At 69.1% G+C, this 23,086-nt stretch carries 21 protein-coding genes and 1 pseudogene; 13 read left to right on the top strand and 9 right to left on the bottom strand.

Annotated features, from left to right (window positions below):
- Window positions 1-29: 29 nt before the first annotated feature.
- The 4 genes and pseudogenes from OG729_RS14225 to OG729_RS14210 all read right to left on the bottom strand — a co-directional run bounded on the left by OG729_RS14225 (window position 30) and on the right by OG729_RS14210 (window position 2,237).
- Window positions 30-611, bottom strand: a complete 582-nt coding sequence (locus OG729_RS14225; protein ID WP_405806342.1) for a Uma2 family endonuclease — start codon at window positions 609-611, stop codon at window positions 30-32.
- Between the two features lie 158 nt (window positions 612-769).
- On the bottom strand, window positions 770-1,219 hold the full coding sequence (locus tag OG729_RS14220; protein WP_360879178.1) for an SRPBCC family protein: 450 nt from the start codon (window positions 1,217-1,219) through the stop codon (window positions 770-772).
- A 259-nt stretch (window positions 1,220-1,478) separates the two neighbouring features.
- Window positions 1,479-1,794, bottom strand: a pseudogene (locus OG729_RS14215) (DUF4326 domain-containing protein).
- A gap of 146 nt (window positions 1,795-1,940) precedes the next feature.
- Window positions 1,941-2,237 (bottom strand): putative quinol monooxygenase, encoded by a 297-nt coding sequence (locus tag OG729_RS14210; RefSeq protein WP_405806340.1) that lies wholly within the window; start codon window positions 2,235-2,237, stop codon window positions 1,941-1,943.
- Window positions 2,238-2,367: 130 nt separating this feature from the next.
- Between OG729_RS14210 and OG729_RS14205 the strand changes: the two genes are divergently transcribed.
- From OG729_RS14205 to OG729_RS14190, 4 genes are all read left to right on the top strand, one after another.
- A complete protein-coding gene (locus tag OG729_RS14205; protein WP_405806338.1) occupies window positions 2,368-3,327 on the top strand; it encodes a GlxA family transcriptional regulator in 960 nt (319 codons plus the stop codon).
- Window positions 3,328-3,443: 116 nt separating this feature from the next.
- Window positions 3,444-4,607, top strand: coding sequence for a thiolase family protein (locus OG729_RS14200; protein ID WP_405811131.1), 1,164 nt, complete (start codon window positions 3,444-3,446; stop codon window positions 4,605-4,607).
- 118 nt (window positions 4,608-4,725) lie between these two features.
- Complete coding sequence (locus tag OG729_RS14195) at window positions 4,726-5,190, top strand: winged helix-turn-helix transcriptional regulator (protein ID WP_405806337.1); 465 nt, start codon at window positions 4,726-4,728, stop codon at window positions 5,188-5,190.
- Between the two features lie 136 nt (window positions 5,191-5,326).
- Window positions 5,327-5,812 (top strand): cupin domain-containing protein, encoded by a 486-nt coding sequence (locus OG729_RS14190; RefSeq protein WP_405806335.1) that lies wholly within the window; start codon window positions 5,327-5,329, stop codon window positions 5,810-5,812.
- 18 nt (window positions 5,813-5,830) lie between these two features.
- On the opposite strand, the gene OG729_RS14185 is transcribed toward OG729_RS14190, so the two are convergent.
- Entirely contained in the window at window positions 5,831-6,922 is a 1,092-nt protein-coding gene (locus OG729_RS14185) for a pyridoxal-phosphate dependent enzyme (RefSeq protein ID WP_405806334.1), read from the bottom strand.
- Between the two features lie 190 nt (window positions 6,923-7,112).
- On the opposite strand from OG729_RS14185, the gene OG729_RS14180 reads away from it, so the two are divergent.
- Together OG729_RS14180 and OG729_RS14175 are read left to right on the top strand one after the other, a co-directional pair.
- Window positions 7,113-8,687, top strand: a complete 1,575-nt coding sequence (locus OG729_RS14180; RefSeq protein WP_405806333.1) for a S8 family peptidase — start codon at window positions 7,113-7,115, stop codon at window positions 8,685-8,687.
- A 201-nt stretch (window positions 8,688-8,888) separates the two neighbouring features.
- Window positions 8,889-9,650, top strand: a complete 762-nt coding sequence (locus OG729_RS14175) for a DUF4190 domain-containing protein (protein ID WP_405811130.1) — start codon at window positions 8,889-8,891, stop codon at window positions 9,648-9,650.
- Between the two features lie 60 nt (window positions 9,651-9,710).
- Here the strand turns inward: OG729_RS14175 and OG729_RS14170 are convergent, their stop codons facing one another.
- Complete coding sequence (locus OG729_RS14170) at window positions 9,711-11,054, bottom strand: glycoside hydrolase family 18 protein (protein WP_405806331.1); 1,344 nt, start codon at window positions 11,052-11,054, stop codon at window positions 9,711-9,713.
- Window positions 11,055-11,352: 298 nt separating this feature from the next.
- On the opposite strand from OG729_RS14170, the gene OG729_RS14165 reads away from it, so the two are divergent.
- The 7 genes from OG729_RS14165 (at window position 11,353) to OG729_RS14135 (ending at window position 19,404) form a co-directional block, all read left to right on the top strand.
- Window positions 11,353-12,105: a GntR family transcriptional regulator gene (locus OG729_RS14165; RefSeq protein WP_360882683.1), complete on the top strand. Its 753-nt coding sequence runs from the start codon at window positions 11,353-11,355 to the stop codon at window positions 12,103-12,105.
- 229 nt (window positions 12,106-12,334) lie between these two features.
- Window positions 12,335-14,032 (top strand): purine-cytosine permease family protein, encoded by a 1,698-nt coding sequence (locus OG729_RS14160; protein WP_405806330.1) that lies wholly within the window; start codon window positions 12,335-12,337, stop codon window positions 14,030-14,032.
- Window positions 14,033-14,219: 187 nt separating this feature from the next.
- Window positions 14,220-14,399: an SPOR domain-containing protein gene (locus OG729_RS14155; RefSeq protein WP_360882677.1), complete on the top strand. Its 180-nt coding sequence runs from the start codon at window positions 14,220-14,222 to the stop codon at window positions 14,397-14,399.
- Between the two features lie 85 nt (window positions 14,400-14,484).
- The gene (locus OG729_RS14150) at window positions 14,485-14,913 is read left to right on the top strand and encodes a (deoxy)nucleoside triphosphate pyrophosphohydrolase (RefSeq protein ID WP_405806329.1); all 429 of its coding nucleotides are present in this window, start codon (window positions 14,485-14,487) and stop codon (window positions 14,911-14,913) included.
- A 203-nt stretch (window positions 14,914-15,116) separates the two neighbouring features.
- Window positions 15,117-15,533, top strand: coding sequence for an ATP-binding protein (locus tag OG729_RS14145; RefSeq protein ID WP_405806327.1), 417 nt, complete (start codon window positions 15,117-15,119; stop codon window positions 15,531-15,533).
- A 168-nt stretch (window positions 15,534-15,701) separates the two neighbouring features.
- Window positions 15,702-18,236: a SpoIIE family protein phosphatase gene (locus OG729_RS14140; protein WP_360882669.1), complete on the top strand. Its 2,535-nt coding sequence runs from the start codon at window positions 15,702-15,704 to the stop codon at window positions 18,234-18,236.
- A gap of 151 nt (window positions 18,237-18,387) precedes the next feature.
- Window positions 18,388-19,404, top strand: a complete 1,017-nt coding sequence (locus OG729_RS14135; protein ID WP_405811129.1) for a hypothetical protein — start codon at window positions 18,388-18,390, stop codon at window positions 19,402-19,404.
- 123 nt (window positions 19,405-19,527) lie between these two features.
- Here the strand turns inward: OG729_RS14135 and OG729_RS14130 are convergent, their stop codons facing one another.
- Genes OG729_RS14130 through OG729_RS14120 form a run of 3 tightly spaced genes read right to left on the bottom strand, consistent with a single transcriptional unit; the run spans window position 19,528 to window position 23,080 of the window.
- Complete coding sequence (locus OG729_RS14130) at window positions 19,528-20,316, bottom strand: succinate dehydrogenase/fumarate reductase iron-sulfur subunit (RefSeq protein ID WP_360882666.1); 789 nt, start codon at window positions 20,314-20,316, stop codon at window positions 19,528-19,530.
- Window positions 20,313-22,241, bottom strand: a complete 1,929-nt coding sequence (locus tag OG729_RS14125; RefSeq protein ID WP_360882664.1) for a fumarate reductase/succinate dehydrogenase flavoprotein subunit — start codon at window positions 22,239-22,241, stop codon at window positions 20,313-20,315. Before OG729_RS14125 ends, OG729_RS14130 begins: the two co-directional genes overlap by 4 nt.
- Window positions 22,242-22,258: 17 nt before the next feature.
- Window positions 22,259-23,080, bottom strand: a complete 822-nt coding sequence (locus OG729_RS14120; RefSeq protein WP_360882662.1) for a hypothetical protein — start codon at window positions 23,078-23,080, stop codon at window positions 22,259-22,261.
- Window positions 23,081-23,086 lie beyond the last annotated feature (6 nt).

Here is a 23,086-nt window from a genome sequence, read left to right as displayed (position 1 = left end):
TTTGGGGGCCGGAGACTCCGGGGGCGGCGTCAGCCGGTGCGGCTGGGCGTGAGTTTGTCCAGATCGAGGCTGATCTCGAATGGCACGGAGCGCTGGAGCGTGTGGCGGAAGATGCCCGTCGGCGCGTAAGCACTGGTCGGCTCGTCCAGTTCATAGACGTGTACGGCCGGGATCGTGTCCTCGTCCTCGATACACCAGTAGTGCTGGATCCCCGCCTCGGCGTACTTGCGCAGCTTGACGGTTCGGTGGCGGTGGGCTGATTCCGGCGAGACGACCTCGATGACGAGCTGAACGTCTTCCGGCGCGAACCAGGTGCGGTCTGCGTCGTACGGGGCAGTCGTCACGAGGAGGTCGGGTTCGGGACGATTCCGGGCGTCGAGCCGGATAGTCATTTCCCGCTCGACTTCGATGCCGCCGGGGGCCTGAGCCATGAGCGCGACCGTGAGGCCAGTGACGAGGCGGCCGTGCCACGACCGTTGCGGGGACATCATGAAGACGAGCGCTCCGTCGATCAGCTCGGTGTGGCGGGGCGCCTCGGGGAGGCGGTCCAGGTCCTCCGCGAACCAGCCTTCCGCGCGCGGCGGGCGCATCCAGTCGGGCAGTGCGGTCATGGCTCAACCGTAGCGACTCGGGGATGCCCGGGCCACGAGATCGTCAACGGCAGAATCACCATCCTGTCCCCGCCCCGTCCGCACTCCTTCCGTCTGCGCTTCTTCCCGACACCTCGCCGCCTCTCGCCCCGCGCGCATCCCCGTGCGTCAGTTCTGCCCTACACCGCACTGCTTTCCAGTAGGCCCTTGAGCTTCTGCTCGTTCCTCGGCATCTCCTTCTTTGCGTGCGGGCGGACGACCAGCGGAACGAGCAGCTTGCCCATCCCGTGGGCCTCGAAGTCGAGGTTGAGCGTCAGGCGTGAGCGTTCGCCGTCGCCGAGTGGTTCGATCGTGCCGTGGACGTCGCCTCTGATGGGCCCGTCGACGCCTCTCATGTGCCAGCTGCGCGGAGGGTCGAGCTCGGTGACCTCCATGGTCATCGGGAACTCCCTGCGGCCGATGCGCCGGGTCACGACCATGCGGGACCCCACGTGCATCGGAGTGTCGCCCAGTGGCCTCACGGATACGGCGCTCTCCTGCCACTCGGGGAGGTGGGAGGGGTCGGTCACGTAGGAGTAGATGTCCTCGGGGCGGCGGGAGATGTCTACGCTCTCCTTGATGGCGGACATTTCGCCTCCTTTGTCAGGTTCTGTCACCAAGGATCCCACCTGAGGCAGGAGAAGGTGAGCCGACCAGGCAGCTCGGGGCCGGGGTGCCACCGCCCAGCACGACCGCGCCGATCATCCTCGGCGTCCTGCACCGAGCCGAGCATCCGGTAGCAGTGCGCGTACAGCTCGCGGCGGTGGCCCCCACCAGTTCCTCGAAGGCCGCCGATTCACCCCGGCGTGCCGCCTGCCAGCAGCTCGTCCACGTCCGCCATGGCAGCCATCATCCCGGGCCGGCGTCCGCCAGTTCCGCGATGACCTCGGCGTGACACCGCTCCGGCACACACCAGCAGCCGAGTCTGCGGCCGCGCAGCTCAGGGAGGAGTTCGAGGAGGTCCCGGCCGCGACAGTAGATGGACGCGGTACTTCTCGAGGACCTCCTCCCGCGTTCCGTCGGGTCCCGGACGGAAGGGGCTGGCCAGCGGCGATCCGTCGAGATGCCAGCCACCGCGGTGCATGGCACGGCCCACGTACAAAACGTCCGCGTAGTCGGGGTCGTCGCGATGGCCCTTGAGATTGACGACCGTCGTCCTCTTCATGTGCTGGATCCTCCGGCTTCGGGCCGCGTCCCGCCAGGCGAGGACCAGGACGTGGTGGCGAGCATCGGTCGGAACGGGCCGGGGCTGCGGTCCCGGCCGTTCCGACGGCCCGCGGGCCGCAGACTGCGCCCCGCGGGCCGTCACCGTCACGGCAGCTTGGCCGCCAGCAGGTCCACGGGACGAATGTCCGGCGCCGCGCTCAGCATCGTCTCCGCCGCTTCCATCAGCGCCGCGGCGATCCGGCCCTGCAGATGGCCGGCCCTTCCCTCCTCGTTCTCGAAGGTGTCGAAGACTCCGAACACCGTGGCGCTCTCCCGGAACGCGAACCAGGTGACCGTGTGCTCCTCCTCGCGAGCGAGCTGCAGCGCACCCCTCAACAGGCTCTCGACCTTGTCCGCGTACTCCGGCTTGGCTTCGATCCTGGCCAGCAGTCCGATGTTCATGACGTCTCACTCCGTAGGTCGGCGGGGTCAGGTCGGTTCGGCGTCCCGATCAGCGGGACAACAGCAAATCTACGCTCGCGAGAACCGCCGCCCCAGTGGCGCAAACGACTACTCCGATAGCGTTTCCGTCATGGATGTGGCAGTGGCCGTCTACGACGGCGTATTCGATTCAGGGCTCTCCGCGATCCTCGACGTGCTCGACGCGGCCAACGTCATGCGGGGCGAGCTCCCGCAGCCGCCGCCCGCCTGGCAGGTGACCACGGTCGGTTTCCGCCGCCGGGTCCGCACCGGCGCCGGCCATCTCGTCGCCACCGCGCCGGTGGCCGAAGCCGAACGTACGGACCTGCTGATCGTGCCGGCCCTCGCCGAGCGGCGGCCCGATGCGCTCATCGCCCATGTTTCCGGCCCCGACTCGGCAGCCGTACGCAGCCTCGTGGGCGATGCGCGCGGGCGCGGCGCACCCGTGGCCTCGGCCTGTACGGGTACGTTCCTGCTCGCCGAGGCGGGGGTGCTGGACGGCCGTGAGGCGACCACGAGCTGGTGGCTGGCGCCGGTCTTCCGGCAGCGCTATCCGGCGGTCACGATCGACGAGACGCGGATGGTGACCACGTCGGACGGTGTGACGACGGCCGGTGCGGCCTTCGGCCATGTCGACCTCGCGCTGGCCGTTGTCCGGATGAGCAGTCCTGCGCTGGCCGATCTTGTCGCCCGCTATCTGGTCGTCGACGAACGACCGTCGCAGTCCGCGTACACGATCCCGAGCGCCCTCGCCCAGAGCGATCCGGTCGTCGCCGCCTTCGAGCGCTGGGCCAGGCTGCATCTGGAGGAGCCCGTCGACGTCGGCGCGGCGGCGCGCTCGCTGGGGGTGAGCGAACGGACCCTCCAGCGGACCGTACGCCGCGTACTGGGCACGTCCCCCGTGCGTTTCGTCCAGGACCTGCGGGTCGAACAGGCCACGCATCTGCTGCGTACGACGGACATGTCCCTGGACTCCATCGCCCGCAAGGTCGGGTACGAGCACGCGAACACCCTGCGGATCCTGCTGCGCGAACGCACGGGCAGTACGGCGGGTGCCTTGCGCGGCCGCTGACCAGCCGTACCGGCGCAGCGGCCTTAGTTGGAATTGACAACCCTCTCCTTGCGGGGCACTGTTGGGGGAGTAGGTTTGAAGTTCAAACCATCGCAGGGGATGGGGAGGTTGTCGTGGTGCGGGACGCGGTGATCGTCGAGGCGGTTCGTACGCCGGTCGGCAAGGGCAAGCCGGGAGGGGCGCTGCACGACGAGCGCCCCGTAGACCTGCTGGCCCGCACACTCGCGGCGCTCGTCGAGCGGGCCGGGATCGATCCCGCGCTCGTGGACGACGTCATCGGCGGCTGTGTCACCCAGGTCGGGGACCAGTCGCTCAACATCACCCGGAACGCGGTGCTGGCCGCCGGATTCCCCGAGAGCGTGCCGGGCATGACGGTGGACCGGCAGTGCGGCTCGTCCCAGCAGGCCGCGCACATCGCGGCGCAGGGAGTGATCAGCGGAGCGTACGACATCGCAATCGCCTGCGGTGTGGAGTCGATGTCCCGGGTGCCGATGGGATCCAACGTGCTGCCGGGCAGCGATCCGTTCGGGCGGCGGCTCGGCGAGCGGTATCCGGAGGGTCTTGTCGGCCAGGGCATCAGTGCGGAGCTGATCGCCGCCCGCTGGAAGATCTCCCGGGAGGAGATGGACGCGTTCGCGCTGGAGTCGCACCGGAGGGCGGCGGGCGCGTGGGAGCGAGGGGAGTTCGACCGGGAGGTCGCCTGGGCCGGGCAGCGGGACGAGACCGTACGACCCGGAACGTCGGCTCAGGCGCTGGCCGGGCTTAGGCCTGCGTACTACGACCCCTCGGCCGAGCGGCGGTTCCCCGAAATCGGCTGGCAGGTCACGGCGGGCAACAGCTCACCGGTCAACGACGGCGCGGCGGCGCTGCTGGTCATGGGCGCGGATGTGGCGGAACGGCTGGGGCTGCTGCCGCGGGCCCGGTTCCACTCCGTCGCGGTGGTCGGTGACGATCCGCTGCTGATGCTTACGGCGATCATGCCGGCAACCGAGAAGGTGCTGGCCAGGGCCGGGCTCGCCATCGAGGACATCGATCTGTTCGAGGTGAACGAGGCATTCGCGTCGGTGGTCCTCGCCTGGCAGCGGGAGACGGGCGTGGACGCGGACAGGCTGAATGTGCGCGGCGGTGCGATCGCGATCGGGCACCCGCTGGGCGGCAGCGGGGCGCGCATCATGACGACGTTGCTGCACAACCTGGAGGACCGGGGCGGGCGGTACGGGCTGCAGACGATGTGCGAGGCGGGGGGTCTGGCGAACGCCACGATCATCGAACGTCTCTGAACGCTGCGGAACACGTACGAACGCGTCCGGCCGGCCCGGACCGGGAGCCCGGTCCGGGCCGGCCGTCGCGCTTGTCCAGAACGTTTGGATTCGCAACCGACCGTCCTAGAATGACCGCATGTCGAAGAGCGTCCAGTCGAAGAGCGGCCGGCCCCGGGAATGCTCCATCGCCGACGCGCTCGACCTGGTGGGCGAGCGCTGGACGCTGCTGGCGGTGCGCGAACTGAGCCACGGCGTACGGCGCTTCGACCAGATCGTCCGCAACACGGGGGCGTCCCGCGACATCCTGACGGCGAGACTGCGCAAGCTGGAGGCGGCAGGCGCGATCCGGCGGGAGCAGTACAACGAACATCCCCCGCGGTACGAGTACCACCTGACGCCGGCGGGCCAGGAGCTCGGCGACGTACTGCTGACGCTGATGAACTGGGGAGACCGGCACCTCAACTCCGACGACCCGCCGCTGAAGTGGCAGCACGCGTGCGGGCAGACGCTGGAGCCCAGGCTGATCTGCACGCACTGCGGCGAACCGGCGCGCAAGGGTGTGCACTCGCCCACGGGGCGCGGGGCACTGACTGCGGACTGAGCCCGCGAGTGGCTCATCGCCGGACCGTGGGACCGTGGTTCCGTCGCCGGGAGACGCCGGGAGACGCCGGGAGACGCCGGGAGACGCCGGGAGACGCCGGGAGACGCCGGAAGACGGCCGATAAGAGGAGACGTACATGTCGTATCCGGACCCGAAGTACGTGGACGGCAAGGGCGAGATCAGCGCCGAGTTCCGGCCCGCGGACACCCGGGCGAATCTGGAGAGCAGGAACGGAAGCCGCACGCACTACCTGGCCACCACTGCCTCCACGGGCGGGGAGTTCGGGCTCTACCGGATGGACATGGCTCCGAAGGCCGGCGGCCCGAAGACGCACTTCCACAAGTCGATCTCCGAGTCGTTCTTCATCATCGAGGGGACGGTGCGCCTCTACAACGGCGACAGCTGGATCGACGCGACCGCGGGCGACTTCCTGTACGTCCCCCAGGGCGGGCTGCACGCCTTCCGGAACGACTCGGACGCGCTCGCCTCGATGCTGCTGCTCTTCACGCCGGGTGCGCCCCGCGAGGAGTACTTCGAGAAGATCGCCGAGGTCGCCACCGAGTGGTCGCCCGAGCAGCAGGCGGAGTTCTTCATCAAGCACGACACCTACTGGACCGACTGACCCGCGTTCACGGCCCCTCTATGGCGCCAAGCCGGTCTTGAGGCCTGCGCCGCACAGCGGGACGACTGCCGTGCGGTCGGTCCAGGCGCCCGTGGCCGCCCAGCAGGCGACGCCCGTGGACTCGACGAACAGTCCGCGCGCGGCCAGATCCAGCTGGGCCGCCCGGATCTGCTCCTCCGTCACCGTAAGGAAGGTGCCACCCGATTCGCGTACCGCCCGCAGGATCTGCCGGGCCCTGGGCGGACGCGGGATGGCGATGCCCTCGGCGAGAGTGGGCCGCAGCGGCGCGCGTTCGTCCAGGAGCCCGTCGGCGCCGGCGTGGAAGGCGGCGGCCAGTGGGGACACCGCCTCGGCCTGGACCGCGATCAGGGCGGGGCGCCCGGCGATCAGCCCGTGGGCGTGGAGCTCGCTGAGGGCGAGCGCCGCGCCCAGGAGCAGTGTGCCGTTGCCGACGGGGACGACGATCGCCTCGGGGAGCCTGCCGCCGAGGTCCTCCCACAGTTCGTAGAGGTATGTCTTCGTGCCGTGCAGAAAGTACGGGTTATAGACATGACTTGCGTAGAAAATACCGTTTTGATCCGCCGCCGCTCGGGCCGCGTCCGCGGTGGCCTCACGGTCGCCCGGGACGAGTTCGAGATGCGCCCCGTGCGCCCGGATCTGCTCGACCTTCTTGGCCGAGGTGGCCTCGGGGACGTACACCGTGCAGTCCAGACCGGCCCGTGCGCAGTACGCGGCGACGGCCGTTCCCGCGTTTCCGCTGCTGTCCGCGATCACCCTCCGGGCCCCGAGGCGGCGGGCCAGTTCCACCAGCATCACCGCGCCGCGGTCCTTGAACGACAGCGTCGGCATCAGATAGTCGAGCTTGACGGAGACGGTCCCGGTGAGCGGTACGAGAGGGGTGCGGCCCTCACCGAGCGAGAGGGCGGGCGCGGCGAGCGGCAGCGCCTCCTCGTACCGCCACAGTGAGTTGACCCTGCCCGGCAGGGACTTGAGGTCGACCGGCAATGCGGTGAACTCCAGATCCCAGGGGCTGCCGCAGTCCGGGCAACGCCAGGCGGCAGCTTCGACGGGGGACCTGGTACCGCACTCCGGGCAGTGGTAGGAGATCATGGGTCGCCAGCATGGCAGCTGTGTGGCGCATGTGTTACGTCCCTCCCCGAGCCCTTGTGGGATTCCTATGGATCCGACAATCTTTCGCTCGGCAGGCGAGATGAGGACACAGCGAATACAGCTTGGATCCATTGTCATGGGCCTGCCGGACCCCCACAGCAGCGCACCACCAATGAGGAGGACCCCTCACATGTCAGTGATGCGTAATTCGCGTCGAAGACTTGCCGCAGCCAGCGCGATATCCGTCACCGCGCTGGCGATCGGCGCGACTTCCGCCCTCACGGCCAACGCGGCCGAGCCGACCCCCGTGGGCGTGATTCAGAACGCGGGAGCCCCCGGCGCCATCAAGGGCAGCTACATCGTCACACTCCGCGGGACCGCGGCCGACGCCGGATCGCTGGCGGGCAAGGCGCTCGCCGCGAAGTACGGCGCGAAGATCAAGAGGACGTACAACGCGGCGCTGAACGGCTACTCCGTTCAGCTCTCGGAGGCGCAGGCGAAGAAGTTCGCCGCGAACCCGGCCGTCGTCTCCGTCGTGCAGAACCGCGTCTTCAAGGCAACCGGCACCCAGCCGAACCCGCCGTCCTGGGGCCTGGACCGGATCGACCAGAAGAGCCGCCCGCTCAACCAGAGCTACACCTACCCGGACACCGCGGGCGAGGGGGTGACCGCGTACATCATCGACACCGGTGTACGGATCACCCACAGCGACTTCGGCGGCCGGGCGTCGTACGGCTATGACGCCATCGACAACGACAACACCGCGCAGGACGGCAACGGGCACGGCACGCACGTCGCCGCCAACGTCGCCGGCAACACCTACGGCGTCGCCAAGAAGGCCAAGATCGTGGGCGTCCGCGTCCTCGACAACTCGGGCTCGGGCACGACCGAGCAGGTCGTCGCGGGCATCGACTGGGTGACGCAGCACGCCGTCAAGCCGGCCGTCGCCAACATGAGCCTCGGCGGCGGAGTCGACACCGCGCTCGACACGGCGGTGCGCAACTCCATCGCCTCCGGCGTGACCTACGCGGTCGCGGCGGGCAACGACGGAGCCAACGCCTCCAACTACTCGCCCGCGCGGGTGGCGGAGGCCATCACGGTCGGCTCCTCGACCAGCACCGACGCCCGGTCCAGCTTCTCCAACTACGGAACCGCGCTGGACATCTTCGCCCCGGGCTCGTCGATCACCTCGGCCTGGAACACCAGCGACTCGGCGACGAACACGATCTCCGGTACGTCGATGGCCACCCCGCACGTCACGGGTGCGGCCGCGCTCTACCTGGCGGCCAACAAGACCGCGACCCCGGCCCAGGTCTCGGATGCCCTGACCAGCGCCGCGACCACCGGCCTGGTGACCAACCCGGGCACCGGTTCCCCGAACCGTCTGCTGTACGTCGGCACCGGCTCCACCCAGCCTCCGGGCCCGAAGTTCGAGAACACCGCGGACTACACGATCAGCGACAACTCCACGGTGGAGTCGCCGATCACCGTCAGCGGCGTCGCCGGTAACGCGCCGTCCGGCCTGAGCGTGCCGGTCGACATCAAGCACACGTACATCGGCGACCTGCGCATCGACCTGGTCGCGCCGGACGGGACGGTCTACAACCTGAAGGCGTACGGGTCCGGCGGCAGCACGGACAACGTGATCACTACGTACACGGTGAACGCGTCGTCCGAGGTCGCGAACGGCACGTGGAAGCTGCGGGTCAGTGACAACGCTGCGCAGGACGTCGGCAAGATCGACTCCTGGGCTCTGCAGTTCTGAAGTCTGAGCCGGTTCTGACCCGATTCTGAGCTGATTGAGCTCATTGGGCTGAATCGGGACTGGTTCAGGACTGGTTCGGTGGGGGGCGGTCGCCGCGGCGACCGCCCCCCACACTCGGTTCGCGGGCAGTCCCCGAGTAGGATCCGCGCGCCTGTTCGCGTGAGCCGGCCGAGTCCGGATGAGGAGCACTTTCCCGTGGCCATGTACCCGCCCCCGTACAACGCCCCGTACACCCCCGCAAGGCCGCCGTCCGTGAACGGGCTCGCCATCGCGTCCCTGGTGCTCGGGATCGTGTGCTGCATCCCCCCGCTCGGTCTGATCCTGGGCCTGATCGCCCTCTCCCAGATCAGCCGGAGGGGCCAGCGCGGCAAGGGCATGGCGATCGCGGGGAGCATCCTCTCCGGGATCAGTACGGCTCTGCTCGCCGTGGCCTTCGCCACCGGCGGGATCAGCGACGCCTGGAACGGCTTCCGGGACGGGATGGACGAGGCGAGCCGCTCGCGCAGCACGCTCGACCTGCGCAAGGGGGACTGCTTCACCGTCCCCGGCGAGCTGGAGCGGGAGACAGCGAGCGTGCGGGTGGTCGACTGCGCCAAGGAGCACGAAGGCGAGGTCACGGGCTCCTTCAAGCTTGACCGGTTCGACGCCTGGCCCGGCGAGGCCGCGGTCGAGCCGGTGGCCGAGAGCCGCTGCGAGGAGATCAACAACGCGTACGTGTCGGACGCCTCGGCCGTGCCCGACAATGTGGACATGTACTACTACATGCCGAGCAAGCGGAGTTGGCGTCTCGGCGACCGCTCGGTGACCTGCGCACTCGCTGCCACGGAAGGCAAGCTCACGGGCTCCCTGAAGGCCGGGAGCACCCCCGCGGCCGAAGAGTCCGGCGGAACGTCCGGCGATGGGACCGGCAACGAGATCGGCGGAACATCCGGCGAAGAGACCGGCGACGAGACCGGAGCCTGAGCCACTGACGGCCCAGGCACCGAACTCGCCCGGCTCCCGCCCGGCTCGACCGGACAGGCTCTAGCTGCGCGAAAGTCCGCGGTCGACAGCGGTCATCAGCTCACCCTCCGCCGTGTCCCCGTCCAGGGACCAGAACATCGCGCCGCCGAGACCTCGTTCGCGGATGTACGAGGTCTTGGTGCGCAGCACCTGCGGATCGTCGTACGTCCACAGGGTTGTGCCGTCGAAGAGCCACGCATGGCCGCCCCGCCGGTCCCGGTGGAGTGTGTACGTTCCCGAGTCGGCCAGCTTCTTGAGGGCCTTGTAGTCCTCGTAACCGGCCGCCCAGGTCGCGGGAGCCGGGGCCTGCGCCGGCTGGTTCAGGCCGTCGCCACCGCCGCTCACACCCGCCCAGCCCTGGCCGTAGAAGGGGATGCCCATCACCAGCTTGCGGGCGGGCGCGCCGCGGCGCAGCCAGTCACGCACAGTCTGGTCGACGCTGAAGTCGCCGCGCGCGTACAGGGCGGACTGCTGGGCGGTTCTCTTCTCGCCCGACACATGGAAGTCGTAGCCCTGGAGGTTGACGAAGTCGAGGTCGCGCATGATCCTGCGGACCTCGAAGCCCGCGTCGATCTTCGCGGGAGCCGTCGGCACAAAAGCGGTGAGTTCGTAGTGCTTACGCTTTTTGAGGGACTTTCCGTATGTGTTGAGCTGCGTCCTGAACTCCCGTACCAGCGCGGTGAAGTTCTGCTTGTCCTCCGGCCGGAAGACGGTGTCGGTGTCGCCCGCCGAGCCCGGCCACTCCCAGTCCAGATCCACGCCGTCGAAGAGCCCGGCCGCCGCGCCTGCCCCGCCGCGTGCTCCGTCGACAGGCAGATTGCCCTTGATGTAGAGGTCGATGCAGGAGGACACGAAGGCCCTGCGGGACGCGGGGGTGCGGGCGGCGTCCGAGAAGTGCGTCGACCAGCTCCAGCCGCCGAGGGAGATCAGCACCTTGAGGCCGGGGTGCTTGGCCTTGAGCTCGCGCAACTGGTTGAAGTTTCCTGCGAGGGGCTGTTCGGCGGTGTCGGCAACGCCGTCCACCGAGCCGGCGGCGTCCAGCGGGCGGACGTAGTCGGCCCAGGCGTCCGCCTCGCCGGGGATGTTGCCGGTGAAGCATGTGCCGTCGGAACTGACGTTGCCGAAGGCGTAGTTGATGTGGGTGAGCTTGGCGGCCTGGCCACTGGTGTCCAGGTCCTTGACCTGGAAGTTGCGGCCGTAGACGCCCCATTGGGTGAAGTAGCCGACGCGTTTGTACGCGGGCTTGCCGTGACTTGCGCCGTGGTCGGGGGCGGCGGATGCGCCGGGCGCGAGGGCGGCGAGGAGGGCGAGGGAGCAGGCGGCAACGGCCGTCCCGGCAAGGGATCTTCGGCAGGTTCGAAGCATGGGCAGGAACGTATTGGTCTGGACCATTGCGGTCAAGGGTTCGGGCGTGGAATGGCGCCGAAGCGATGCCGGGAAGGGGCGTCGAGGGGCGCCGAGTGGCGCCGGGGGTCATGACTGGCGCGATGCTGGAAGGGGTGCCGCAAGCCACAAGGGGCGCCGCCGGAGAGATGCTCATACCCGCGGTAAACACCTGCGTAACGGCAAGTCATCACTTCGGGTGAAACTTTGGCCCATGCTTGCGGTCAACAACCCAGGGTTGCCACGCTGTTGCTGTCTGTCAACCTGTTGGGAGTGGCCAGTGACATTCGGTGAGCAGCCCGCCTATCTGCGCGTTGCGAGCGATCTCCGCCAGAAGATCGTCAACGGCGCGCTGCCGCCGCACACCCGACTTCCCTCGCAGGCCCGCATTCGCGAGGAGTACGGAGTCTCGGACACCGTCGCCCTGGAGGCGCGCAAAGTCCTGATGGCGGAGGGCCTGGTCGAGGGCCGCTCCGGCTCCGGCACCTATGTCCGCGAGCGGCCGGTCCCGCGCCGGATCGCCCGCTCCGGCTACCGGCCGCCGGCCGGCGCCAACCCCTTTCGTCAGGAGCAGGCCGACGAGGCGAGCCGGGGCACCTGGGAGTCCAGCAGCGAGCAGGAGGTGGCCGGTCCGGAGATCGCCGCCCGGCTCGGTGTCGAGCTCGGCGCCCGAGTGATGCGTACGCGCTATGTGTTCCGGGACGCGGGCGAGGCGATGATGCTCTCCACCTCCTGGGAGCCTCTCGAGGTCACCGGGCGCACACCGGTGATGCTGCCGGAGGAGGGTCCGCTGGGCGGCTGCGGGGTTGTCGAGCGAATGGCCGCCATCGATGTCGTCGTGGACAACGTGGCGGAGGAGGTCGGCGCCCGGCCCGGGCTCGCGGAGGAGCTTCTGGCGCTCGGCGGCGTACCGGGCCATGTGGTGATGGTCGTCGAGCGGACCTACTACGCATCGGGACGCGCGGTCGAGACGGCGGACGTCGTCGTCCCGGCCGACCGCTTCCGGATCGCATACCACCTGCCGGTGAAGTGAAGCCGGATTGCCGGTGATTGCCTGCGAGGCACCCCTGTGGGGTGACCCTGTGAGGTGACCGGTAGCCGGACAGTGCGTCCGGCTACCGTGACCACGAGTTAACGGCACACGGCGTCCCGTAACGCCCGGGCAATGCCCCACTGCGACGGCCTGTCACGTCCCGCTCCTACCTTCCGGTCCGTACGCGCCCCACCGCCCCGCACAGGGGCCGACGAACGGGAAGCCGCCGATGACGGACACCGCCACGCCCACTCAGGCACCCCAGCAGGAACAACCGAAGCGCAGTTACGCGAAGCTCGCCGCCGACGAGAGCCGTGAGGACTACTCGCTGCGCTATGCGCCGCACTCCTTCCGGCGCTGGTCGCCCTCGATGGTCGCGGGCACCGCGCTCGGAGGCATCGCCTATCTCGCGGACTTCGCGATCGGCGCGTCGATCGTCTTCACCTACGGATTCACCAGCGGGCTCGCCGCCATCCTCACCGCCGCGGTGATCATCTTCCTCACCGGGATACCGATCGCCCGAGCCTGCGCGAAGTACGGCCTGGACATGGATCTCGTCACGCGCGGCGCCGGGTTCGGCTACTTCGGCTCCACCCTCACCTCGCTCATCTACGCCTCGTTCACCTTCATCTTCTTCGCGCTCGAAGGCTCGATCATGGCTCAGGCCATGCACCAGGCCGTCGGACTGCCCGTTCAGATCGGCTATCTGATCACTACGCTGATCGTCATCCCGATCGTCTTCAAGGGGATGGGCGCGCTGGCGAAGGTGCAGGCGTGGACGCAGCCGGTCTGGATCATCGGCATGGTGCTGCCCTTCGTGGTGCTGGCCTTCGAAGCGCCGGACGCCTGGGGCGCGTTCGGCTCCTTCGGCGGTACGGAAGGGGCCGGCTCGGGCTTCTCCTGGATCGGTTTCGGCCTCGGCACCGGTGTGGCTCTCTCCCTGATCGCCCAGATCGGAGAACAGGCCGACTACCTGCGGTTCATGCCGGCCAAGACCGAAGAGAACAAGCGCCGTTGGAATCTGGCCGTTCTCGCCGCCGGGCCCGGCTGGGTGATCATCGGCGCGGCCAAGCAGCTCGGCGGTGCCTTCCTCGCCTTCGTCGCGCTGGAGGCGGTGGGCAAGACGCACGCCCTGGAGCCGATCGCCCCGCAGATCGAGGCGCTCAAGCCCTGGCTCGGCTCGGTCGCTCTGCCCGCCGCCGCGCTCTTCGTGATCGTCTCGCAGATCAAGATCAATGTGACCAACGCCTACAGCGGCTCGCTGTCCTGGTCGAACTTCTTCTCCCGCATCACCCACCGGCACCCGGGCCGGGTCTGGTACATCTTCCTCAACCTCGCCATCGCGCTGACGCTGATGGAGATGAACATGTTCGCAGCCCTGGGCAAGCTGCTCGGCTTCTACTCGAACGTGGGCATCGCCTGGATCGCGGCCGTCGCCGCCGACCTCGTCATCAACAAGCGGGCGGGGTGGAGCCCCAAGTACATCGAGTTCAAGCGGGCGTATCTGTATGCCGTGAACCCGGCCGGGTTCGGTGCGATGGCCATCGCGTCGACCGTCTCGATCCTCGCCTTCTTCGGGCTCTTCGGCAGGTATGCCGAGGCCTTCTCCACCTTCATCGCGGCCGGACTCGCGCTGATCCTCTGCCCGTTGATCGCGTGGGCGACGAAGGGGAAGTACTACCTGGCCCGCCCCAACACGGTGAACGGGCCGGACGTGGTGGTGGAGGATGTCACCGCCACCCACACCTGCGCGGTGTGCGAGACGGCGTACGAACTCCCCGACATCGCGGACTGCCCGGTCCAGTCCGGCCCCATCTGCTCGCTGTGCTGCTCGCTGGACGCCGAGTGCGGTGATGTCTGCCGCAAGGATCCGGCGGCCGGTCCGGTCCTGATGCCGATGCCGACGATGCCGTCTGCCGCCTCGTAACGCGGGGCGGTCAGGGCGGCCGGAACCAGCCAGACGGGGCGTATCCAGTCGGGTACGCCCCGCTTTCCTGTCTCTTTGTGAAAACCCGTATCCGCTGAGTAAAGGTCAGGCGTACGGTCGGGCATATGCGTAGTGCGGTTTCCTGGCGATCGTTATGGACAAGCGGACCTGCCGAGGGAGGGGCGCGATGAACGACACCGGCCCTGTCCTGCCCTGGCTGGTCATACGGCAGGACGACAACGGCAATCGCTATCGCGTCGGCAGGTACGCCACCAGGGACGAGGCCCAGCAGATAGTGGACACACTCGACGGCCGCGGACACAAGCAGCTCTACTGGGTCGAGCGTATCGGGCAGACGACGCACTAGGCCCTGTCCGGACCGCGGGCGATCCTGTGGGCGGGCCGCGGCCCGCCCACAGGTGTGTCCCGTCGCGGGCCATATGCTCCGGCACATGAGCGATCGTGTCGTGGTGGTGGCCGGAGCGGTGTACGACCGGGGGCGGCTGCTGGCCGCACGCCGCAGCGCCCCCGAAGAGCTCGCAGGACGCTGGGAACTGCCCGGCGGCAAGTTGGAACCCGGCGAGAGCCCCGAACAGGGCCTGGTGCGCGAGCTCCGCGAGGAACTGGGCGTCGAGACGGAGCCGCTGGAGCGGATTCCCGGCGAGTGGCCGCTCAAGCCCGGTTATGTCCTGCAGGTGTGGACGGCCCGGCTGCTCTCCGGGGAGCCGCGGCCGCTGGAGGACCATGACGAACTGCGCTGGCTCGCACCGCACGAAACGGACGCCGTCGACTGGCTCGACCAGGACCGGCCCGCCGTGGCGGAGGCGGCCCGGCTACTGAGCGAGAGTGCCGCCCGGCTACCGCGCGAAAGCCGTGAGTGAAAGCCGTGAGCAAACGCCCTGAGTGAAAGCCGTGAGTGAAGGCCCTGGGCGAAGGGCGTGCGACTGCGCCCACAACCGGCGCGTACGCCGTTCGTACCACCGTGCGCCCATTGCCGTGCCGACTGGATACCTCGCCCTAAATATCGGGTATGTGCTGATTAACCCCCCGAAATAGGGCGTGGGTCTGCTGCTGGACTCGGGAAGTGAGCGGCGTGATCGACACTGAAGGCGAATGCGCCGAGTGGACTTTCCCTGCCGAGCCCGACGCCGTGCGCACCGCTCGGCATGTCGTGCGCGACACCCTCCGCTCCTGGGGACTGGACTCGGTTGTCGGCGATGTGACCGTGCTGCTGGTCAGTGAGCTGGTGACCAATTCCCTGCGGTACGCATCGGGCCCGATCGGGGTCCGGCTGTGCCGGCCCGACCCCGGCCAGAGTGCCCCCAGCCTGCTCGTCGAAGTCTCCGATCCGCTTCCGGATCCCCCCACCGAACGCCCCGCGGCACCCGATGACGAGGGAGGCCGCGGGCTGCAGCTCGTGGCTTGCTCCGCCCGTCGCTGGGGCACGCGCAAAGGCAGAACCGGCAAGACCGTGTGGTTCGAGCTGCCTCTGACTGGTTAGAAGGTGAAGGGACACCGATCAGGCCGGACTCGGTTCCGGCCTGAACCGGACTCGGCCGAAAATGAACGAGACCGTGCTGTGATCGTGAACGCCGTGTCGATCGGGGCCGTAGTGCTGAATACTGCGGTCATGGCCGGTCCGGTGCGGTGAGCTGGAGGGGACGGTCGCGTGAGCGAAATACCTGAGACGGCGAGCAATGTCGTGTGGCAGAGCAGCCCGCCTGGCTCGATCTATGACTACATCAAGGTTGCTTCCTTCTCGATCGGCGCCGACGGGCTGGTCGACCAGTGGAGTCGCCGTGCGGTGGATCTCTTCGGCATCACGGCGGAGGAGGTCAGGGGCAAGGATCCGGTCGAAGTCTTCATGCCCGCGGAGCTGCGCCCGCGCGGCCATCGGCAGGTGGCCGAGATCCTCGACGGCAAGGAGTGGACGGGCCTGGTCCCCTTCCGTATGCCGGGCGGGGGTGGAGCACACGGCGTCGCCGAGGTCTATGTGATGCCGAGTGAGACGGAGAGCGGCGACAGGGCTGCGCTCTGTATCGTCGTCGACGTCCGCGCACTGCGGCGGATCGAGACGGACCTTGCCGCTTCGCAGGCGATTTTCGGCCAATCTCCTTTCGGCTTCCTTCTGTTCGGCACGGACCTCACGGTGCAGCGCACCAACGCGCGCTTCGCCGCCGTCTTCGGAGGCAAGGCCGACGACCATCGGGGACGCACGGTCCACGACTATCTCTCCCGGCCCGAGGCGGAGCGGATGAACGCCTCGCTGCGCCGGGTCCTGGAGACCGGCGAATCCGCCATCGACCTCCAGATCGTCGGCGCCGTACCCGGCAGCACGGAGCGCAGGCACTGGTCGATCAACCTCTACCGCGTGCACAGCGGATCGGGCCGGCCCATCGGAGTGGCCGGAGTCGGCACCGATGTGACCCGTCGTCATATCGCCGCCCGCGAGGCCGCCAGCGCCCGGCGCAATCTCGCCCTCCTCAATGAGGCCAGCGCCCGCATCGGCAACTCCCTCGACCTGGAGACCACCGCCCGCGAGCTCCTCGACGTCGCCGTCCCCGGCTTCTGCGACCTGGCCTCCGTCGACCTCTACCAAGGTCTGCTCACCGGCGACGAGGCCCCGCCCGGGAGAGCGGACGGCAGCGCCGAGCTGCGCCGGGTCGCCTTCGCCAGTGCCGTCTCCGACGCCCCGTTGGTCACCACGCCGGGCTGGGGCCCGAAGGGCAGCGCCCCCACCGCGGTCGGTGCGGTCCACCGCTATCCCTTCAACTCGCCCTGCGCCGGCGCCCTGCGCACCGCCCGGGTCAAGTCGATCCCGGGCGAGGACGGCACCCTCGTCCAGTCCACGCTCGCGGTGCCGATGGTCGCGCACGACACCGTCGTCGGCCTGGTGCAGTTCTCCCGTACGAAGGGGAGCGAGCCCTTCGGGGAACGGGACCAGGCGCTCGCCGTCGAGCTCGCCGCCCGCGCCGCCGTCTGTATCGACAACGCCCGGCTGTATCGCAGGGAGCACGAGCGGGCGCTGATCCTCCAGCGCAGCCTCCTCCCGCCCGGTGACCCCGAGGCCGCGGGGCTGGACATCGCCTGCCGCTATCTCCCCGGCAACACGGCCACCGAGGTCGGCGGAGACTGGTTCGACGTCATCGAGCTCCCCGGCCACCGCACCGCCCTGGTCGTGGGCGATGTGATGGGCCGTGGCCTGCGGGCCGCGGTGGCCATGGGTGAACTCCGCACCGCCGTACGGACCTTGGCGCTGCTCGACCTGGAGCCGGCCGAAGTGCTCTCCGCGCTCGACGAGATCGCCCGCGGCCTCGGCAGCCCCAGCGGCGCCCAGCAGGCCTCCCGCGTCGCCCACAAGTCCCGCGACGCCGACCTCTCGGAGGTCTATCTCGCGACCTGTGTCTACGCCGTCTACGACCCCGTCACCCGGCGCTGCACCTTCGCCAACGCCGGCCATCTGCCCCCCGTCCTGGTCGAACCGGGCGAGGAGGCACTGCTGCTCGACGTGCCGCCCGGGATGCCGCTCGGCGTGGGCGGCGAGCCCTTCGAGGAGGTCGAGGTCGAGCTCCCCGAGGACGCGCTGCTCGCCCTCTACACCGACGGGCTCGTCGAGTCCCGCGACCACCCCCTCGACGAGGGACTGCGGGCCTTCCGCACCGCGCTCACCAATCCGGTACGTCCCCTGGAAGACGTCTGCGACCACGTGCTGAACACTCTCGACACCCGGCACGGCGAGGACGACATCGCACTGCTCATGGCCCGCATCCAGGGACTGCCCCTGGAGGCCGTCGGCGACTGGCTGCTGCCGCGCGAACCCCGCTCGGTGGGCCGTGCCCGGGAGCTGGCCCGCGCCCAACTCGTCGCCTGGGACCTCGAAGCGCTGGTGGACACGGTCGAGCTGCTGGTCAGCGAGCTGGTCACCAACGCGCTGCGGTACGGCGAGGGTGAGATCCGGCTCCGGCTGCTGCGGGACCGCACCCTGGTCTGTGAGGTGTGGGACGCGGGCCTGGTCCAGCCCCGGCGGCGACGCGCGCGCGACACCGACGAGGGCGGCCGCGGGCTGCAGCTGGTCGGGCTGCTGAGCGCGGCCTGGGGCTCGCGCAGGACCCCCCGCGGCAAGACGGTCTGGTTCGAACTGGCCCTGCCCGACGGGGACTCGACGGCCGAGCCCACGGTCGAGCAGCTGCTCAGCATGTTCTGACAAGCGGGCACTGCGGGAGCGTTGTCAGAGACGTGATCTAACCTTGCGAGGCATGGGGGAAGACAACGGGGTGGGAATGCGCGAGCGCGCAAGGGCGCTGCTCGCGGCTTCGGGCGCGCGTGCGCTGGTACGAAAGTGGCGCAGCCGCCGCATGAGTTGGCCGAGGCGGATCGCCCTGGCGCTGGCAGTCCTGCTGGTCGTCCCGGTCGTCGCCGGCGCGGTCGCGCTGCGCGTCAATTACGCCGGCGACATTGCGGAAGGCACGACGACGCGCGGCAAGGACGCGGTGTGGCTCGGCCACGCCTGGGTGGACGGCCGGAAGAAGGACGCCGATGTCGACGCCTTCGCCGCGCGGATACGGGGGAGCGGGATCCGGGACCTCTATGTCCACGCCGGGCCGCTGGAGCACGACGGGTCACTGCCCGCCGACCGCTATCCACGGGCGCGGTGGCTGATCGACGCCGTCCACCGGAAGATCCCCGGCATACGCGTCCAGGCCTGGCTCGGCGACGAGCTCGCGAGCGAAGGCCCGGACGGACTGAAGCTGCCCGACTCCGGCACCCGCGCCGCCGTCGTGCGCTCCACCGCCCAGATCCTGGACGCGGGCTTCGACGGCGTGCACTTCGACCTGGAGCCGCTGCACTCGGGGGACGGTGACTATCTGTCCCTGCTGGACGATCTGCGCGAGCTGACGCGCGCCCGCAAGGTCCCGCTGTCCGTCGCCGCCCACCAGATAGATCCGCTCCCGGCGCTGCATGCCGTGAGGGGCGGGCTCACCGGGCACCCCAAGTGGTGGTCGCAGAAATTCTTCGGCCAGGTTGCCCGCCGGGTCGACCAGATAGCCGTGATGTCGTACGACACCGGCATCCCGCTGGAGAGTCTGTACGGCGGCTATGTCGCGCAGCAGACCGCGCTCGCCCTCGAAGTCACGCCCGAGGACACCGATCTGCTCATGGGCCTGCCCTTCTTCCACGAGGACGACATCGGCCACTGGGAGAACGCCGAAACGGTAGCGGCCGCGATCCGCGGCACCCGGCTGGGACTTGGGCGCACGGACCGCGACCGCGAGCGCTTCGGGGTCGCGCTCTATGTCGACTTCGCGGCGGAGGAGGCCGACTGGCAGGCGTACCGGAAGGACTGGGGAGAGCACGGCTACTCCGCGCCGTAGGGCGCACGGCAGCCGCCCGGCCGCCGCGCAGGGTGCCCGCCCTCGCGCAGCGGCCCGGCGGACCGGGGCCCGACGGATCGGGGCCCGGCGGACCGGGGCCCCGAGGTGATGCCCGGACAGGACCTATTCGGCGCCGCGGCGCTTGATCTTGTTGCCGAGCCACACCAGCGGGTCGTACTTCCGGTCCACCGCCCGCTCCTTCAGCGGGATCAGCGCATTGTCAGTGATCTTGATGCCCTCGGGGCACACCTCGGTACAGCACTTCGTGATGTTGCAGTAGCCGAGGCCGTGTTCGTCCTGGGCGGTCTTCCTGCGGTCCAGGCCCGTCTCCGCCGCCGCGTCCAGCGGGTGCATGTCCAGCTCCGCCACCCGCATCAGAAAGCGCGGACCGGCGAACGCTTCCTTGTTCTCCTCGTGGTCGCGCACCACATGGCAGGTGTCCTGGCACAGGAAGCACTCGATGCACTTGCGGAACTCCTGCGAGCGGTCCACATCCATCTGCTGCATCCGGTACTCCCCGGCCGCGACACCCGGCGGCGGCACGAAGGACGGCACCTCCCGTGCCTTCGTGTAGTTGAAGCTCACGTCGGTCACCAGGTCGCGCACCACGGGGAACGCCCGCAGTGGCGTCACCGTGATCGTCTCCTCGCGCGAGAAGACCGACATCCGGGTCATGCACATCAGCCGCGGCCGCCCGTTGATCTCCGCGCTGCACGAACCGCACTTGCCCGCCTTGCAGTTCCAGCGGACCGCGAGATCGGAGGCCTGGGTTGCCTGGAGGCGATGGATGATGTCGAGGACGACCTCGCCTTCATTGACCTCGACGGCGAAGTCCTCCAGCGCCCCGCCGTCCTGATCGCCCCGCCACACCTTGAAGCTGGCTACGTACTGAGTAGCTGCGGTCGAACTCACTCGTAGAGCTCCTCTTCGGCGAGGTACTTGACCAGCTCCTCCTTCTCGAAGAGAGCGAGCAGGTCCGGACGGATCGGTTCAGTGGTCTTCCGTTCGAGCGCGATCTGGCCGCGCACCGGATCGGTGGCCGCCAACCCGCCCGAGGAATCGATCAGATGGCACAGCAGATTGACCCGCCGCCACTCGCGCTCCATGGTCGGGCAGTCCTCGCGGGTGTGCCCGCCGCGGCTCTCCGTGCGCTCCAGCGCCGCCCGTGCGATGCACTCGCTGACCAGCAGCATGTTCCGGAGGTCGAGAGCGAGATGCCAGCCGGGGTTGAACTGCCGGTGCCCCTCGACGCCGGCGCGCCGTGCCCGTACCCGCAGATTCGCCAGCTTCTTGAGCGCCTGCGCCATCTCCGCCTCACGCCGGATGATGCCGACCAGGTCGTTCATCGTCTGCTGGAGCTCCTGGTGGAGGGTGTACGGATTCTCGGGCTGCGCGCCCTCCTCGGGGCCCTCCGCGCTGAACGGACGCAGCGCCTCCGCCGCGGCCGTGTCGATCTGGGTCTCCTCCAGCGGCGGGCGTTCGGCGAGTCCTTCGGCGTACTCGGCCGCGTGCTGACCCGCCCGTCGGCCGAATACCAGCAGGTCGGAGAGGGAATTTCCGCCGAGCCTGTTGGAGCCGTGCATCCCGCCCGCGACCTCGCCCGCCGCGAACAGACCGGGGACGCCGACCGCCGCGGCGGTGTCGGATTCGACGGCGATGCCGCCCATCACGTAGTGACAGGTCGGTCCGACCTCCATCGCCTCCGCCGTGATGTCGACGTCCGCCAGCTCCTTGAACTGGTGGTACATCGACGGCAGTCGGCGCCGGATGACCTCGGCCGGCATCCGGGTCGACACATCGAGGAAGACGCCGCCGTGCGGGGAGCCGCGGCCCGCCTTCACTTCGGAGTTGATGGCGCGGGCCACCTCGTCGCGCGGCAGCAGCTCGGGAGGACGCCGGTTGTGGTCCGGGTCCTCGTACCAGCGGTCGCCCTCCTCCTCCGACTGCGCGTACTTCTCCTTGAACACATCCGGGACGTAGTCGAACATGAACCGTTTGCCCTCGGAGTTGCGCAGCACCCCGCCGTCGCCACGCACCGACTCGGTGACCAGGATGCCCTTCACCGAGGGCGGCCAGACCATCCCGGTCGGATGGAACTGCACGAACTCCATGTTCAGCAGCGGCGCGCCCGCGAGCAGCGCCAGCGCCTGCCCGTCACCGGTGTACTCCCACGAGTTGGAGGTCACCTTGAAGGACTTGCCGATGCCGCCGGTGGACAGCACCACGGACGGCGCCTCCAGTACGAAGAAGCGCCCGGACTCGCGCTCGTAACAGAACGCGCCGGCGACCCTTTCCCCGTCCTTGAGCACGCGGGTGACCGTGCACTCCTGGAAGACCTTCAACCGGGCTTCGTAGTCGCCGAATTCGGCCTTGTCCTCCTGCTGCAGCGAGACGATCTTCTGTTGCAGCGTACGGATCAGCTCCAGGCCCGTCCGGTCGCCGACGTGCGCGAGGCGCGGGTACTCGTGTCCGCCGAAGTTGCGCTGGGAGATCTTCCCGTCGGCCGTGCGGTCGAAGAGCGCGCCCCAGGTCTCCAGCTCCCAGACCCGGTCCGGTGCCTCGCGCGCGTGCAGCTCGGCCATCCGCCACTGGTTGAGGAACTTCCCGCCGCGCATGGTGTCGCGGAAGTGCACCTGCCAGTTGTCCCCGGCGTTCACATTGCCCATGGAGGCGGCGATGCCGCCCTCGGCCATCACCGTGTGGGCCTTGCCGAAGAGGGACTTGCAGATCACGGCCGTCCGGGCACCCCGCTCGCGCGCCTCGATGGCGGCCCGCAGTCCCGCGCCGCCCGCGCCCACCACCACGACGTCCCACTGCTGCCGTTCGAGTTGCGTCATGTACAAGGCCCCTTCAACTAAAAGAGTCGCGGATCGTCGAAGGCGCCGGACGCGACGAGATAGACGTAGAAGTCGGCGAGCGCCACGCTGATCAGCGAGGCCCAGGCGAGCAGCATGTGGCGCTCGTTGAGCCTGCCGACCCAGCCCCACAGGCGGTAGCGCACCGGATGCTTGGAGAAGTGCCTGAGACGGCCGCCGATGATGTGTCTGCAGGAGTGGCAGGAGAGGGTGTACGCCCAGATCAGCACGATGTTGATCACGAAGACGATCGTGCCGAGGCCCATATGACCCCAGGCGTAGTGCTCGTCGCGGAAGGACAGCACGGTGTCGTACGTGAGGATCGAGGCGACCGGCAGCGCCGCGTAGAAGAAGTACCGGTGGATGTTCTGCAGGATCAGCGGGAAGCGGGTCTCGCCGGTGTACTTCTTGTGCGGCTCGGCGACCGCGCAGGCCGGTGGTGAGGCCCAGAAGCCCCGGTAGTAGGCCTTGCGGTAGTAGTAGCAGGTCAGCCGGAAGCCCAGCGGGAAGATCAGGATCAGCAGCGCCGGGGACAGGCCCCACCAGCTGCCGAAGATCTCCCAGTTGGGGCCGCCGCGCATCGTCTCGCAGTTCTCCGCGAGGCAGGGGGAGTAGAACGGCGAGACATACGGCGCCGCGTAGTAGTCGGCGTTGGCGAATGCACGCCAGGTCGAGTAGACGATGAAGGCGAGCAGCCCGGCGGCGGTCAGCGCGGGCGACAGCCACCAGCGGTCGGTCCGCAGATGGCGGGGGCCGATGGCGGCGCGCGTCGCCGCATGTACGCCTGTATTGATTTGTGGTGGTTCAGTGCCTGTGGCCAACGAGGT

Origin of the sequence: Streptomyces sp. NBC_00210 (assembly GCF_045160975.1) — a bacterium.
In the GTDB taxonomy this organism is placed as follows: Bacteria; Actinomycetota; Actinomycetes; order Streptomycetales; family Streptomycetaceae; genus Streptomyces.
Note: the sequence above shows the minus strand (reverse complement) of the source record. Positions and strands in the feature narration are given on the sequence as shown.